This is a genomic window from Stenotrophomonas sp. FR024 (assembly GCF_047500745.2).
Classification (GTDB): domain Bacteria; phylum Pseudomonadota; class Gammaproteobacteria; order Xanthomonadales; family Xanthomonadaceae; genus Stenotrophomonas; species Stenotrophomonas maltophilia_A.
Genome location: NZ_JAXAXM020000002.1, coordinates 258867 through 273394 on the forward strand (window position 1 = coordinate 258867; position 14528 = coordinate 273394).

At 67.6% G+C, this 14528-nt stretch carries 12 protein-coding genes; 9 read left to right on the forward strand and 3 right to left on the reverse strand.

The window, feature by feature from the left end; all coding sequences use genetic code 11:
• Window positions 1-2 precede the first annotated feature (2 nt).
• Genes dapD through map form a run of 3 tightly spaced genes read right to left on the reverse strand, consistent with a single transcriptional unit; the run spans window position 3 to window position 4554 of the window.
• Entirely contained in the window at window positions 3-1082 is a 1080-nt protein-coding gene (gene dapD / locus ACMZ91_RS03240) for a 2,3,4,5-tetrahydropyridine-2,6-dicarboxylate N-succinyltransferase (RefSeq protein ID WP_032127931.1), read from the reverse strand.
• Entirely contained in the window at window positions 1082-3691 is a 2610-nt protein-coding gene (locus tag ACMZ91_RS03245) for a [protein-PII] uridylyltransferase (RefSeq protein ID WP_478057913.1), read from the reverse strand. The genes dapD and ACMZ91_RS03245 overlap by 1 nt, the downstream gene beginning before the upstream one ends.
• A gap of 20 nt (window positions 3692-3711) precedes the next feature.
• Window positions 3712-4554 (reverse strand): type I methionyl aminopeptidase, encoded by an 843-nt coding sequence (map, locus tag ACMZ91_RS03250; RefSeq protein WP_080355365.1) that lies wholly within the window; start codon window positions 4552-4554, stop codon window positions 3712-3714.
• Window positions 4555-4727: 173 nt separating this feature from the next.
• Between map and ACMZ91_RS03255 the strand changes: the two genes are divergently transcribed.
• The 9 genes from ACMZ91_RS03255 to ACMZ91_RS03295 all read left to right on the forward strand — a co-directional run bounded on the left by ACMZ91_RS03255 (window position 4728) and on the right by ACMZ91_RS03295 (window position 14459).
• Window positions 4728-5258 carry a Csu type fimbrial protein gene (locus ACMZ91_RS03255; protein ID WP_032127934.1) on the forward strand — a complete coding sequence of 177 codons (531 nt, stop codon included), beginning with the start codon at window positions 4728-4730 and terminating at the stop codon, window positions 5256-5258.
• Window positions 5258-6007, forward strand: a complete 750-nt coding sequence (locus ACMZ91_RS03260) for a fimbrial biogenesis chaperone (RefSeq protein WP_414577137.1) — start codon at window positions 5258-5260, stop codon at window positions 6005-6007. Before ACMZ91_RS03255 ends, ACMZ91_RS03260 begins: the two co-directional genes overlap by 1 nt.
• 7 nt (window positions 6008-6014) lie before the next feature.
• Window positions 6015-8393: a fimbria/pilus outer membrane usher protein gene (locus tag ACMZ91_RS03265; protein ID WP_049463632.1), complete on the forward strand. Its 2379-nt coding sequence runs from the start codon at window positions 6015-6017 to the stop codon at window positions 8391-8393.
• On the forward strand, window positions 8390-9427 hold the full coding sequence (locus ACMZ91_RS03270) for a Csu type fimbrial protein (protein ID WP_049463631.1): 1038 nt from the start codon (window positions 8390-8392) through the stop codon (window positions 9425-9427). The genes ACMZ91_RS03265 and ACMZ91_RS03270 overlap by 4 nt, the downstream gene beginning before the upstream one ends.
• A 290-nt stretch (window positions 9428-9717) precedes the next feature.
• Complete coding sequence (locus ACMZ91_RS03275; RefSeq protein WP_049463630.1) at window positions 9718-9936, forward strand: hypothetical protein; 219 nt, start codon at window positions 9718-9720, stop codon at window positions 9934-9936.
• A complete protein-coding gene (locus tag ACMZ91_RS03280; protein WP_197655699.1) occupies window positions 9936-10634 on the forward strand; it encodes a fimbrial biogenesis chaperone in 699 nt (232 codons plus the stop codon). Before ACMZ91_RS03275 ends, ACMZ91_RS03280 begins: the two co-directional genes overlap by 1 nt.
• A 219-nt stretch (window positions 10635-10853) precedes the next feature.
• The gene (gene rpsB / locus ACMZ91_RS03285) at window positions 10854-11660 is read left to right on the forward strand and encodes a 30S ribosomal protein S2 (protein WP_005408748.1); all 807 of its coding nucleotides are present in this window, start codon (window positions 10854-10856) and stop codon (window positions 11658-11660) included.
• Between the two features lie 126 nt (window positions 11661-11786).
• Entirely contained in the window at window positions 11787-12662 is an 876-nt protein-coding gene (gene tsf / locus ACMZ91_RS03290) for a translation elongation factor Ts (RefSeq protein WP_032127939.1), read from the forward strand.
• A 258-nt stretch (window positions 12663-12920) separates the two neighbouring features.
• Entirely contained in the window at window positions 12921-14459 is a 1539-nt protein-coding gene (locus tag ACMZ91_RS03295; protein WP_049463627.1) for a GGDEF domain-containing protein, read from the forward strand.
• The last annotated feature ends 69 nt before the right edge of the window (window positions 14460-14528 follow it).

Below are 14528 nucleotides of genomic sequence, written 5' to 3' on the forward strand. Positions count from 1 at the left end.
CTTCAGTCGGCCAGGCCGCGCAGCAGGTCGTTGACGCTGGTCTTGCTGCGGGTCTTGGCATCAACCTGCTTGACGATCACCGCGCAGTACAGCGAGTGGGTACCGTCCTTGCTCGGCAGCGAGCCGGACACCACCACGCTGTACGGCGGGATGTAACCGTAGGTGATTTCGCCGGTGGCACGGTTGTAGATGCGGGTGCTCTGGCTGAGGAACACGCCCATGCCGATCACGCTGTGGTGGCCAACCACCACGCCTTCCACCACTTCCGAGCGCGCACCGATGAAGCAGTGGTCCTCGATGATGGTCGGGCTGGCCTGCAGCGGCTCCAGCACGCCGCCGATGCCGGCGCCGCCGGACAGGTGGCAGTGCTGGCCGATCTGCGCGCAGGAACCGACGGTGGCCCAGGTATCGACCATGGTGCCTTCGCCGACGTAGGCGCCGATGTTGGTGAAGCTCGGCATCAGCACCACGTCCTTGCCGAAGTAGGTGCCGCGGCGGGCGATCGCGCCCGGCACCACGCGCACGCCACCACGGCGGAACTTCGCCTCGTCATAGCCGGCGAAGCGCGATTCGACCTTGTCCCAGAACGGCGCCGGACGGGCGTCGACCACGGCCATGTCATTGACACGGAAGTACAACAGCACGGCCTTCTTCAGCCACTCGTTGACCTTCCAGCCACCCTGGCCGTCCGGCTCGGCAACACGGAACTCACCGCTCTCCAGGCCGTCAATCACGCGGTTGACCAGCGGCTTGGTCGAGCCTTCCAGCTCGTGCAGGGTCAAGGTAGCGCGGCGCTCGAAGGCACTCTCGATGCCGAACTTCAGCTCTTCCACGCCCGGGGCCGACGGCTTGCGCAGCGACTTGCGGGCGATGGTTTCGGCGCGGACCGCTTCGGCACTCTTGGCCGGCGCCGGCTTCTTCACAGCACGCTTCACCGCAGCCGCTTTCTTCGCCGGGGCCGTCACCGCAGCGGCCTTCTTCGGCGCAGGGGTCTTCTTCGCGGCCGGTGCGGCAGCAGCAGGTTTCCGGGCCGCTGCGCTCTTGGGGGTCGCGGCGGTCTTCTTGGCGGGCTTGGTGGCCATCAGGCGGGGTCTCCGGCGTTTCGATCAGGGTCCAGGCAGGCCAGCATCGCGTCATGCAGCTGCTGCCGGGCAGGTTCAGTCAGGGGGAGGTCGTGTTCGTCACTGATCACGAAGGTGTCTTCGGCGCGTTCGCCGAACGTGGCAATGCGCGCATCATGCACGCGCAGGCCCTGATTGCGCAGCACGAACGCCACATCGGCCAGCAGGCCGGGGCGGTCGGGGGCGACCAGGGCGAAACGGGTTGCGCCCGGCTCATCGCGGAATTCGATGCGCGGGGCGAAGCGGAAGTGCCGCAGCTGCCGTGGCACCACCCGGCGTGACGGCCGCAGGCGCGACAGGTCACCACTGAGTGCCTCGCGCAGCGCCGCTTCCAGGTTGGCACTGCTGCCATCGGCGAAGGTATCGGCCGGGTTCACTTCGAAGGTATCGAAGATGGTATCGGCCGGACCGTCCAGCACGCGTGCGCGGTGGATGCCGTAGCCCTTGCGGTCCAGCGTCATCACGATCGCGGCGAACAGGCCGTCGCGGTCCGGCGAATGCACGAAGACTTCCAGCGCGGGGTCGTCGACACTGATCCGGCGTACCTTCACCAGCGCCTGGCCCTGCTTCACCGGCACCAGCGCGGCAGCCTGCCAGGCCAGCTGCTCCGGGCGCAGGCGGATGAAGCCTTCGTCGGGCATCACCGCGAACTGGCGATCGATGGTGGCATCGTCGTAACCCCGCTCGCGCACCAGCGCGCGCACGCTGTCACGCGCTTCGGCCACGCGCTCGGCCGCCGGCACCGGGTGTTCCAGCCCCTCGCGCAGCGCGCGCCGGGTGGCGAAGTACAGGTCGGCCAGCAGGCGGTCCTTCCATGCATTCCACAGCTTGGGGCTGGTGCCGGCGATGTCGGCGCAGGTCAGCAGGTACAGGTAGTCCAGGCGGTCGCGGCTGCCGACCAGGGTGGCAAAGCGGTGGATCACTTCCGGATCGGCGATGTCCTGCTTCTGCGCGGTCACCGACATGCGCAGGTGCTGTTCGACCAGCCACGCCACCAGTTCGGTGTCGGACGTGCTCAGCGCATGCGCCTGGCAGAACGCGCGCGCGTCCACCGCGCCCAGTTCCGAGTGGTCGCCGCCACGGCCCTTGGCGATGTCATGGAACAGGCCGGCCAGCAGCAGTAGTTCCGGCTTGCGCAGGCGCGGCCACACTTCGTGCGCGATCGAGAAGCGCTCGTCGGCACGGCTGCTGGCAAACAGGCCGATATTGCGCAGGACCATCAGCGTGTGCTGGTCGACGGTGTAGACATGGAACAGGTCGAACTGCATGCGCCCGCTGACCTGGGCGAACGCGGGAATCCACTGGCCAAGCACGCCCAACCGTGCCATGCGCGAGAGCGTATCGACCGGGCGCTGGCCGCGCAGCAGCGCCAGGAACTGCTCGCGTGCATCGGCATCAGCCTGGTCGTAGGCCGGCAGCAGCGGCAGCGCTTCGGCCAGCGCACGCGCGGTCAGCGAATGCAGGCCGCGCACCTGCGGATTGTTGGCCCAGCTGGCGAACAGCGCGAACACCTGGCCGATGTCGCCGCGCGGCCAGTCGGCTTCGTTGGCCGCCAGGTAACCACGGCGCAGGGAAAAACCCACGGTCAGCGGCTCCGGCTGCGCCTCGCCATCGAACTGTTCCTCGAAGCGCTGCAGCAGGCGGTCGCTGATCCGGCGCACGACCAGCGCGGCGCGGTAGAAGCCCTGCATCATCTTCTCGACACCGAGGTTCTCGGCATCGTCTTCAAAGCCCAGGCGTGCCGCCAGGGTCTTCTGGTAATCAAAACGCAGGCGCTCTTCCGGGCGACGCGCGACCAGATGCAGGCCAAAGCGCAGCCGCGCCAGCACCGCACGTTCGCGCTTCAGTGCTGCCGCTTCGTCTGCGCCCAGATGGCCGAGCCCGACCAGCGCCTCCAGGTCACGCACGCCGAACGCACGCAGTGCCATCCAGCCCAGCGTGTTGAGATCGCGCAGCCCACCGGGGCCATCCTTCAGATCCGGCTCCAGGTTGTCGGCGGTGTCGCCGAAGCGCTGGTGTCGGTTGCGCAGCTCTTCCAGCTTGGCCAGGAAGAAGGTGCGCGCCGGCCACAGTTCACGATCGTCGACGGCCTCGCGCAGCGCGCGGCGCGCCACATCATCGGCCAGGATCGGGCGCGCCTCGATCAGCGCGGTCAGCACGGTCTGGTCCGCTGCCGCCTCGCGGCACTGCGATGCAGAACGCACCGCATGGCTGACGGCCAATCCGCAGTCCCACAGCAGCGCGAACAGGCGCGCCAGCGCCGCCTCATGGGCCAGCTGTGCCGGCGGATCGCCGAACACCAGCAGGTCGATGTCCGAACGCGGAAACAGTTCACCGCGGCCATAGCCGCCGACCGCGAACAGCGACAGCCCGCTGTCGGCCGGCAGGCAGCGCTGCCAGGCCAGGCGGATCAGATGGTCGGCAGCGCGCGCGCGCAGTGCCAGCAGGCGCTCGATGTTGTCGCCCTGGTCGAAGCGGCGGTACAGGCGCGCGTCGGCCTGCTGCAGCGCCTGGCGCGCGGCAGCAGCCCAGTCCGGGTCGTTGAGCGACGCGGCCGGCGTGTCCAGCAGCGAACTCGCCGGCAGCATCGTCAGGAGACCTGCGACTCGCCCGGCGACAGGGTCAGCACGTCCACGCCGGTCTCGGTGACCGCGATCATGTGCTCCCACTGTGCCGACAGCTTGCGGTCCTTGGTCACCACGGTCCAGCCATCCGGCAGCACCTTGTTGTAGCGGGTGCCCTCGTTGATCATCGGCTCGATGGTGAAGGTCATGCCAGGCTGCAGCACCAGGCCCTGGCCCGGGCGGCCGTAATGCACCACCTGCGGCTCATCGTGGTAGACCTTGCCGATGCCGTGGCCGCAGTACTCGCGCACCACGCTGAAACGCTCGCCTTCGGCATAGCTCTGGATGGCATGGCCGATGTCGCCCAGGGTCGCGCCCGGACGCACCGCGCGGATGCCGCGCCACATGGCTTCGTAGGTGGTTTCCACCAGGCGGCGGGCCATCACCGACGGGGTGCCGACGAAGTACATGCGGCTGGTGTCGCCGTGCCAGCCATCCTTGATGACGGTGACGTCGATGTTGATGATGTCGCCATCCTTGAGCACCTTCCCTTCGCTGGGGATGCCATGGCAGATGACGTTGTTGACCGAGGTGCACACGGTCTTCGGGAAGCCGCGGTAGCCGACGTTGGCCGGAACGGCGCCCTGCACGTTCACGATGTGGTCGTGGCAGATGCGGTCCAGTTCCTCGGTGGTGACACCGGGCTTGACGTGGGGGGTGACGATGTCGAGCACTTCGCTGGCCATGCGGCCGGCGATTCGCATCATCTCGATTTCCTGCGGGGTTTTCAGATTCACGCTCATGGCCCCCATTATCGCCGATCCGGCCACAATCTGAACGAACGCCACCCAACTGGCGATCCGGGCCATGCACGGTTCCGGCAAGGAAAGTGAAAGCGTGATCGCCGCCCCCCTTTCGTCTCCCTGTTTATCACGGAATACAGACACTTACGCCTCCTAAGCTGGGGTCACCGTCGCCGAAGCGGTGCCGAACGTGCCGCCTTCGCCTTGTTCAACGGACCTTCGGGTCAGGGAGGTTGTCCATGCGATCCGCGCTTCGTTCCCCGCTTGCCTGGGCCTTGGCCGGGGTCCTGCTGTCCGGCCCGGCCCTGGCCGCAGACACCACCACCTTCAATGTCACCCTGGTGGTGACCAAGGCCTGCACGATCACGGCTGCTGCCGCCACCAACGTTGACTTCGGCACGGCGGCCTCGACCACCGCGACCCCCACCTTGGGTCAGGGCACGGTGACCGCCCAGTGCTCGGCACTGACCCCGTACACGATTTCACTGAATGCGGGTGCCAATGCCAGCACCGCGAATGACGTCACCACTCGCCGGATGAAGAACACCAACGCCGCGGTGACCGCCAACAACTACGTCGGCTACCAGCTCTACCAGGACGCCGCGCACACCCTGGTCTGGGGTGCCACCTCCGGCACCAACACCCAGGCTGGCATCGGCACCGGCCTGGCCGTGCCCTACATCGTCTACGGCCAGATCCTGAACCTGAGCACCAACAACCCGGCGACCGGCAACTACCTGGATACGGTTACCGCCACGATCACCTATTGATGGAGCACGCCCGCATGGCCGGACCCCGCCCGTGGCGCGCCACCGGCGTGGCGCTGCTCGTCCTGAGCCTGGTATTCGCCGCCCCGGTCGAAGCCACCAGCCTGCAGGTCGCCCCGACCAGCCTGCAGCTGGAAGCGCGCCAGCGTGCCGGCGAGCTTTGGCTGACCAACAGTGGCACCTCGCCGGTGAAGCTGCAGGTTCGGGTGTTCCGCTGGGTGCAGCAGGACGGCCAGGAGCAACTGTTGCCCACCGATGAACTGGTGGTCACCCCGCCGATGCAGGAACTGGCTGCCGGGCAGCAGCAGCTGGTCCGGGTGATGCGTCCGGACAGGACGCCACCGCCGGCACAGCAGTACTACAGGCTGATTGTCGACGAGGTGCCCGCCCTGGCCACCCGCGCCGACGGCATGCAGTTCGTGCTGCGCTATTCGATACCGGTGTTCGTGCAGCCCGCCGCCGGCAAGCTTGCGCCGCAGCTGCAGGCCCGCCTGGTGCAGTTGCCCGATGGCCGCAACGGCGTCGAGGTGGCCAACGCAGGCAACAGCTATGCGCAGATCGCCGATCTTGCGCTGGGCAGCCCCACGCGCCCACGCATCGTGCATCCCGGACTGCTGGGTTACGTGCTGCCCGGGCAGGTGATGCGCTGGCCGATCGAGCGCACGGCGATCGACCGCGACAACGACCAGATCACGGCCAAGCTCAATGGCGAGTCGGAACAGACGCCGCTGTCGCCCCCATCGGCTCGCTGAGGCGTTGATGGGCGCGCTGCTTGCTGCCCTGGCTCCTGCGGCGACCCAAGCCGCCGATGTGTCCGGTGCAGCGGCTACCGCCACCGCCGATGTATCAGGCATCTCCGCCGATGCGATGCTGCCACCGCCCACACCGTTGACCGCCAACCAGACGCTGTACCTGGACGTTTCGCTCAACAGCACCCCACGCGGACTGCTGCCTTTCATCGAGAACCGTGGCCGCCTGCAGGCCAGCCCCGACGTACTGCGCCAGCTCGGCTTCAACGCCCACGGCGATGCACCGGTGTACCTGGACCAGATCAGCGGCGCGGTGGTGCGCTATGACGCACGCCTGCAGACCCTGGCGCTGGACGTGCCACTGGACCAGCTGACCCTGCCAACCACCGTGCTCAGCCGCCCGCAGACACGCGCGCCCGCGGGCAGTGCCTCACCCGGACTGCTGCTCAACTACGACGTGTATGGCAGCCGGGTGGATACGCTGGGCAACCTCAGCCTGAGCTCCGAACTGCGCCTGTTCGGCGTCGGCAACGGCACCTTCGAAAACACCGCGGTCAGCAGGCGCTACCAGCAGCCTGGCGACCGTCGCTGGCGAGGGGAGAGCGTGCGCCTGGATACGCGCTGGAGCCTGGATTTCCCCGACCAGGCGATGACGCTGGAGGTCGGCGATTTCTACAGCGGCTTCGTCGACTGGACCCGTCCGGTGCGCCTGGGTGGCCTGCAGATCGGTCGCAACTACAGCCTGCAGCCCTATCGCGTGCTGACCCCCACGCCCAGTTTCCTCGGCCAGGCGGTGGTGCCGTCCACGGTCGAGCTGTACGTCGATGGCCTGCGCCAGTACAGCGGCCAGGTCCCGGTCGGCCCGTTCCAGCTGGCCGCACAGCCGGGGATCAGCGGCACCGGCAGCGCACAGGTGGTGGTGACCGATGCGTTCGGCCGCATGCAGACCCTGGATTTCAGCTTCTATGGCACCCAGCAGCTGCTGGCCAAGGGCCTGTCGGACTGGTCCGCCGGCATCGGCCACCTGCGTGAGGACTTCGGCCAACGCTCCTTCGCCTACGACGACCGCACCGTGGCCAGTGCCAGCTGGCGCGGTGGCATCAGTGACACGTTCACCGGCGAGGCTCATGCCGAAGGCGGTGGTGGCCTGGCCCAGGCCGGCATCGGCGGCTGGTGGCTGCTGGGTGGCGCGGGCGTGTTCAACGCCGCCTATGCGCACAGTGACTATCACGGCCTGCAGGGCGGGCAATGGGCACTGGGCTACAGCTGGAACAACCGCCGACTCAACGTCAATCTGCGCACCGTGCGCAGCCATGGTGATTACCGCGACCTGGGCGCACTGCAGGGCAACCTGCCGCCGAGCATCAGCGAACAGGCCACGGTCGGCGCCGACCTGCTGCGGCTGGGCACGCTCAGCGCCAGCTACCTGCGCCTGCGCTACCCCGATGGCGAAGACAACCGCTACGCCAGCCTGTTCTGGTCGCGGACCTGGAGCCAGCGCTGGTCAGCCTACCTCTCGGTGAACCAGAACCTGGACCAGAGTGATGACCGCAGCATCTATCTGTCGGTAACCGCCAGCCTGGGCAACAACCGCCAGGCCAGCCTGTCCAGCCAGCGCAATGGCGACAGCCAGACCTGGGTGGCCGACGTCACCCAGCCGGTGCCCGGCGATGGCAGTGCAGGCGGCATCGGTTGGCGCGCGCAGGTGCGCCACGGCGAGGACGGCAGTGGCGGCCTGGCCGAAGTCGGCATCCTCAATGACGTCGGCCGCTACTCCTTCGGGGCCTCGCGCCAGGGCGGGCTCAACTATGCCTACGGCAGCGCCAGTGGCAGCCTGGTCTGGATGGGCGGGCACGCGTTTGCCACCCGCGAGGTCTCCGATGCATTCGCGGTGATCAGCACCAATGGTGTCGGTGGCGTGCCGGTGCGGCTGGAGAACCGCCTGATCGGCGTCACCGATGATCGTGGCCTGTTGCTGGTCAGCCCGCTGCTGTCCTGGCAGCGCAACCGGGTCTCGATCGACACCCTGGACCTGCCCGAGGACATGCGTGCCGACCGCATCGAGGACTGGGTGACGCCGCGCCAGCGCGCTGGGACCCACGTGACATTCCAGTTGCGCTCGCGGCCCTCTCTGAGCCTGACGCTGCAGAGCATGGACGGGCAGCCGCTGGAAGTGGGCAGCGAAGTGCAGTTGCCCGGCGGACGCCAGGCCACGGTGGGCTATGACGGCCTGCTGTATCTGGAAGACGTCGCTGCCGGCAGCGTGCTGTACATCACCACCAGCCGCGGCCAGTGCCGGGTGAAGGTACCCGAGCCGCCCAAGGTAGTGGCGTCCGGCGCCCGGCCGAAGCCGGCACCGCTGCCGTGCATCCCGGAGGTGGCGCCATGAGAGTGCTGCTGCTCGGCATGCTGCTGTTCGCCGGCCTGCTCGCGGCACTACCGGCCCAGGCGACAGCGGTCTGCACGGCAACCGCGAACCCGACCCTGCCGTTCGGCAACATCAACAGCAACGCTCCCGGCCCTACGGCGGCGACGCTGAACATCACGGTGACCTGCACCACCGCCGCACTGAGCCTGCTGGCCACCACCGGCGTCCGCGTCTGCGTGGGTGTCGGCGCAGGCAGTGGCGGCGGCAGCAGCTCCACCTTCCGCACGATGTCCACTTCCAGCAGCGACACCATGAATTTCCAGCTCTACAACAACGCCAGCTACGGCCAGGTCACCGGCCTGGTGCCACGCGGCACGCCGCCGGCGCAGGAACTGACCATGAGCTACAACGTGCCGCTGCTGACCGGCGGCAGCGGTGCGCAGTCCGTGCAGCTGTTCGCGCAGATCCCCGCCAACCAGATCCTCGCTTCGGGTGCTTACAGCAGCACCTTCAGTGGCGCCAACGTGGTGCTCACCTGGGCCTGGAATGAAGTCCTGCTCGGCAACGCCACCGTGCCGGCCGCCTGCAACGGCGGCGCAACCGGCACCAACAGCGCCAGTGCGGCCTTCAGCTTCACTGCCACTGCCAACGTGCTGCCGCAATGCGGCAGCTACGTCACCACCAACATGGACTTCGGCAACGTCACCGGCAGCATTCCCGCCAACATCGACCGGACCGCCACGCTCACGCTGACCTGCCTGAAGAACACCGCCTACCAGATCAGCCTCAACAACGGCCAGAACAACCCCGCCGCCTCCACCACCCGGCGCATGGCCACCACCATTGGCAGCGGCACCTACTACCTCCCCTATGAGCTGTACCGCGACGCCGCGCGCAGCCTGCGCTGGGGCAATACCCTCAACGTCGATACCGTTGGCGGCACCGGAAGTGGCAGCGCGCAGCAGCTGACCATCCATGGCCGGGTGCCGCCGGTCACCGGCCAGCCCCCGGCCGGTACCTACAACGATCTGGTGCAGGTGACGATCACTTACTGACCTGTGTGCCGACCAACGGTCGGCATCCACCGGGATGGATTGGAATGGTCGGCACCCACCGGGGTGGGTTTGGAATGGTCGGCACCCACCGGCGTGGGTTTGGAATCGTCGGCATCCACCGGGATGGGTTTCGGTAGATCCACGCCATGCGTGGATGCGCACATCACTCCTGCGGCAGGACCAGTCGACTGGCAGTCGACCCTACAGATTCGGCCGATCCGGCCGATACCGCGCAACGGGTCCTACAGTACGGTGGATGGCAGGTGGTTCGCGCACTTCTGATCGGGGCGATGCTGGTCGCCAGTACGCCCGCGTGGGCCGATCCCGGCAGCACCTCCCTGCAGATCCGGCTGACTGTGGTCGAGGGCTGCAGCAGTGATGCCGGCAACACCCGATGCTCGGCACCGCACCGGCGCAGCGACGCGCCCGAGCTTCCGCAACAGATCCGCGACCTCGCGCCGCCGGCCGACAGCGACGACGCGGCGCCTGCCGTGACCCTCATCTACTGATGCGCATCCTGCTGAGCCTGCTGGCACTGCTGCTGGCACTGCCCGCTGCGGCGCTGGACCTGGTGCCCACCACCCTGCAGCTGCCCGCCGAAGGGGGGCACGGCGAGCTGTGGCTGTACAACCCCGGGCCCGGCCGCTGGCAGGGCGAGGTTCGGATCCTGGCCTGGGAACAGCAGGTCGATGCGGAAAAGCTGCGGCCCAGCGACCAGATCCTGGCCAGCCCCGCCCGGCTCGACCTCCCGCCCGGCACCCGTCAACGCATCTGGCTGCTGCCTCGGGAGACGTCGCCCGTTGCCGTCGAGCAGGCCTACCGGGTGATCCTGAGCCCCAGCGGACAGGGCCTGCCTCGCTACTCGCTGCCCTTGTTCCGGGGGCATGCGACGCCCCTGGCGCGGCCGGACCTGCATGCCGGGATCGAGCCCGGCACGTCGCAGCCTCTTCTGCGACTGCGCAACGCAGGTTCCGTTCACGCCCGCCTGCACGATCTTGCGTTTGTCGCCGGCGATGGACGCCGCACCCTGCTGCTGCCGGGACTGGCCGGCTACCTGCTGGCGGGCCGGGAACGCCGCTGGGCCCTCCCCGTCCATGCCGACGGCTATGCCGGTGGCCATTTCCAGGCCCGGCTGCAGGACGGCCGCGTGGTCGATCTGACCGCGCCGTACCCGGCAATTGCAGCGAGCGCTCCCAGCGGGCTATAATCGACCGGATTCCTGCCGCCTGCGTGCGCGGGAGACCGTCCACACCGGACGTCACCGGTGAATCCACACCTGCTGCCCCCATCCGTGCCGGGGTGCTCCGCAAGGAGTTCGGCCACGGAGGCAACAGGGAAGCCCAACCCCGGAACCATCCGCGCTTCCACGCGTCCCGCATACCTATCCCGCGGGCGGAATCGCCGGTTCCATATCAGGAGTATTGCAATGCCCCAGGTCACCATGCGTCAGATGCTGGAAGCCGGCGTCCACTTCGGCCACCAGACCCGCTACTGGAACCCGAAGATGGCTCCGTACATCTTCGGCGCCCGCGGCAAGATCCACATCATCAACCTGGAAAAGACCGTCCCGCTGTTCAACGATGCGATGAACTTCATCTCGTCGGTTGCCCAGAAGCGCGGCACCGTCCTGTTCCTGGGCACCAAGCGCAGCGCCCGCGAAACCATCAAGGAAGAAGCCGAGCGTTGTGGCATGCCGTTCATGAACCAGCGTTGGCTGGGCGGCACCCTGACCAACTTCCGTACCGTCAAGCAGTCGGTTGCCCGCCTGAAGGAACTGGAAGCCGGTGAAACCGACGGCACCTTCGAGAAGCTGGTCAAGCACGAAGTGCTGGGCCTGCGTCGCGAGCGCGACAAGCTGGAAGCCTCGCTGGGCGGCATCAAGGACATGAACCGTCTGCCGGACGCCATCTTCGTGATCGACATCGGCCACGAAGACATCGCGATCAAGGAAGCCAAGAAGCTGGGCATCCCGGTCATCGCCGTGGTCGACACCAACTACAACCCGGAACTGGTGGACTACGCCATCCCGGGCAACGACGACGCCATCCGCGCTGTGCAGCTGTACGCCCGCGCCGCTGCCGACGCCGTGCTGGAAGGCAAGGCTGCTGCGCCGCACGCTGCTTCGGTGCGTGAGGAAGAGTTCGCCGAAGCCGCTGCTGAAGGCGAAGAGAAGCCGGCCCGCCGCGCCCCGGCCAAGAAGGCTGCCAAGAAGGGCGACGACGCCCAGGCCTGATCCAGGCCCCGGGGTGGACGCCCGGCGTCCACCCTCCCTGCGCGCAGCCTTTGGCGCGTGACAGGACCGTGTCACACGGGCCGGCCACCATGCCGGCCCAACCCCTTTCTTTCGTGAGGTAATCCCGTGGAAATCACTGCTTCCCTGGTCAAGGAACTGCGCGAGCGCACCGGCGCCGGCATGATGGAATGCAAGAAGGCTCTCACCGAAGCCAACGGCGACATCAACGCTGCTGCTGAAGCCATGCGCAAGTCCGGCGCTGCCAAGGCCGACAAGAAGGCTGACCGCGTGGCCGCCGAAGGCCGTCTGGGCCTGGCCCAGGATGGCGGCAAGGCCGTGCTGGTCGAAGTCAACTCGGAAACCGACTTCGTCGCCAACGATGACAACTTCAAGTCCTTCGTCAATGCCGTCGCCGCTGCCGCCCTGGCATCGGGCGCCAACGACGTCGAAGCCGTGAAGGCTGCCAAGCTGGCCGATGGCCGCACCGTTGAAGAAGCCCGCGCCACCGCCGTGCAGACCCTGGGTGAAAACATCCAGATCCGTCGCATGGTGAAGGTTGATGGCAACAACACCATCGGCGCCTACGTCCACACCAACGGCAAGGTTGGCGTGCTGGTCGACCTGGTCGGCGGCGACGTCGAGCTGGCCCGTGGCCTGGCCATGCACGTGGCAGCCCTGAAGCCGCCGCACAACAAGGCTGCGGACGTCCCGGCCGAGTTCGTCGAGAAGGAAAAGGAAATCGAGCTGGCCAAGATGTCCGAAAAGGACAAGGCCAAGCCGGCCGAGATCCTGGAAAAGATCATCAGCGGCAAGATCAACAAGATCGTCAGCGACGTGACCCTGTACGGCCAGACCTACGTGCTGGGCGACACCACCGTCGAGCAGGTGGTCAAGGCCGCTGGCGCCGACGTGGCTGGCTTCAAGCTGCTGATCGTCGGCGAAGGCATCGAGAAGGTGGTGGAAGACTACGCCGCTGAAGTTGCCAAGGCGATGCAGGTCTGATTCCAGCCTTCCGGCTGTGAAGCGACCAGAAGGAGCCGCGGGAAACCGCGGCTCTTTTTTTATGTATGGGCCAAGGGATGAACCCATGCCCCATCGGCGGGTGTGCACCGTTGGTGCGCACAACCGGCACCTTTGCGTTGCGCGCGAATCAAGCCGATACTCGGCGCAGGGAATCCACAGTCACATAGCAGGAACGAAAATCGCGGACTGTGATGCATTCCTAGGTATTCTTGTCCCAATGGAATTGAACGACCCGACATGCCTCCCGAGCTGACAGCTGCCCTGGCGCTCTGCCGCAACCTGCCCTCGCCACCCGGTATTGCCCTGCGCATCATCGAGCTGGCCCAGGACCCGGAAGCGGATATCGCCACCGCCGCCGACATCATCGCCATCGACATGGCGCTGAGCGCTCGCATGCTGCGCATCGCCAATTCGCCGCTGTACGCCAGCCGCCGCCGCATCGAGAACCTCGGCCAGGCGCTGACCATGCTCGGCCTGAATGCCACGATCAGCCTCGCCCTCGGCTTCACCGTCACCCAGGGCCTGACCGCTGGCGGCGGTGCCGACCACGACCTGCGCCAGCGCGCGTGGAAGCGCAGCATTCTCAGCGCCCTGGCCGCCAGCCAGCTGGGCCAGGCACGCGGCCTGCGCCGGCTGGAGGAACTGATGCTGGCCGGGCTGCTGCAGGACCTGGGCGTGCTGTGCCTGGCCCAGGCCGAATCGGAGCGCTACCTGCCACTGCTGCGCGAAGCCCGTGACAATACCGATCTGGTCGCACGCGAGCGCGAGGAACTGGGCTGCAGCCACGCCGATGTCGGCGCCTGGGTGGCCGAACAGTGGGGCCTGCCGCGCTACCTGGTGGAAAGCATCAGCCACAGCGAGGACGACGACGCTGCCGATTCGCCGTTCCAGGCCTGCGTGCAGCTGTCCGGCGCTGTTGCCGACATCTGGCTGGACGAAGACGCCGATGCCGCCCGCGAACGCGCTCTGCACCAGGTGCATGACCGGCTGGAGCTCGACAGCGCCCGTTTCGATCAGGTGCTGACCCGCATCAGCGATGCCCTTCCGGATATCGCCAGCCTGTTCGAGGCCGGCCTGAACTCGCCCTCGCGGGTCCGGGAGCTGATCGACCACGCGCAGGAACTGGCCACCCTGCGCAACCTGCGCGAGCTGCAGGATGCCGATCAGGCACGCCGCCGCGCCGACGAATTCGAGGCGCGGGCCAAGCGCCTGGCCGACCAGGCCCACCGCGACGCCCTGACCGGCGTGCTCAACCGCCGCCAGCTGGAGGCGGTGCTGGAACAGGAGTTCCTGCGCGCCGGGCGCCAGGGCTGGCCGCTGTCGGTGGCCTTCATCGACCTGGACGACTTCAAGAAAATCAATGATGCCCACGGCCACCTGACCGGCGACGAGGTGCTGCGCGCCTTTGCCGGCAAGCTGCAGGGCCAGCTGCGCAACAGCGACACCGTGGCCCGCTTCGGTGGCGAGGAATTCGTCGCGCTGCTGCCCAACACCAGTGAATCGGTGGCGCTGGACGTGATCCGGCGTGTGCTGGCCAACATCGTCGCCACGCCGATGGCCGAGCTGGAGGGAGGCCCGCTGTTCGTCACCTTCTCCGCCGGCGTGGCCACCCAGGGCGGCTACGAACGCTTTGCCGACGTGCAGGACCTGCTGCGCGCAGCCGACGATGTGCTGTACCGCTCGAAGAACCTGGGCCGCAACCGGGTGATCGCCCGCTCCCCCGGCGCTCTCGGCCACGACGAGCTTTCAGCCACCGCCGGCGCCGAGCTGGGCTGAACGGGACGCCCCGCGTGAGCGGGGCGGACGGCAGGATTTCGCGCCGCAGTGCACAAAACACTTTGGCCC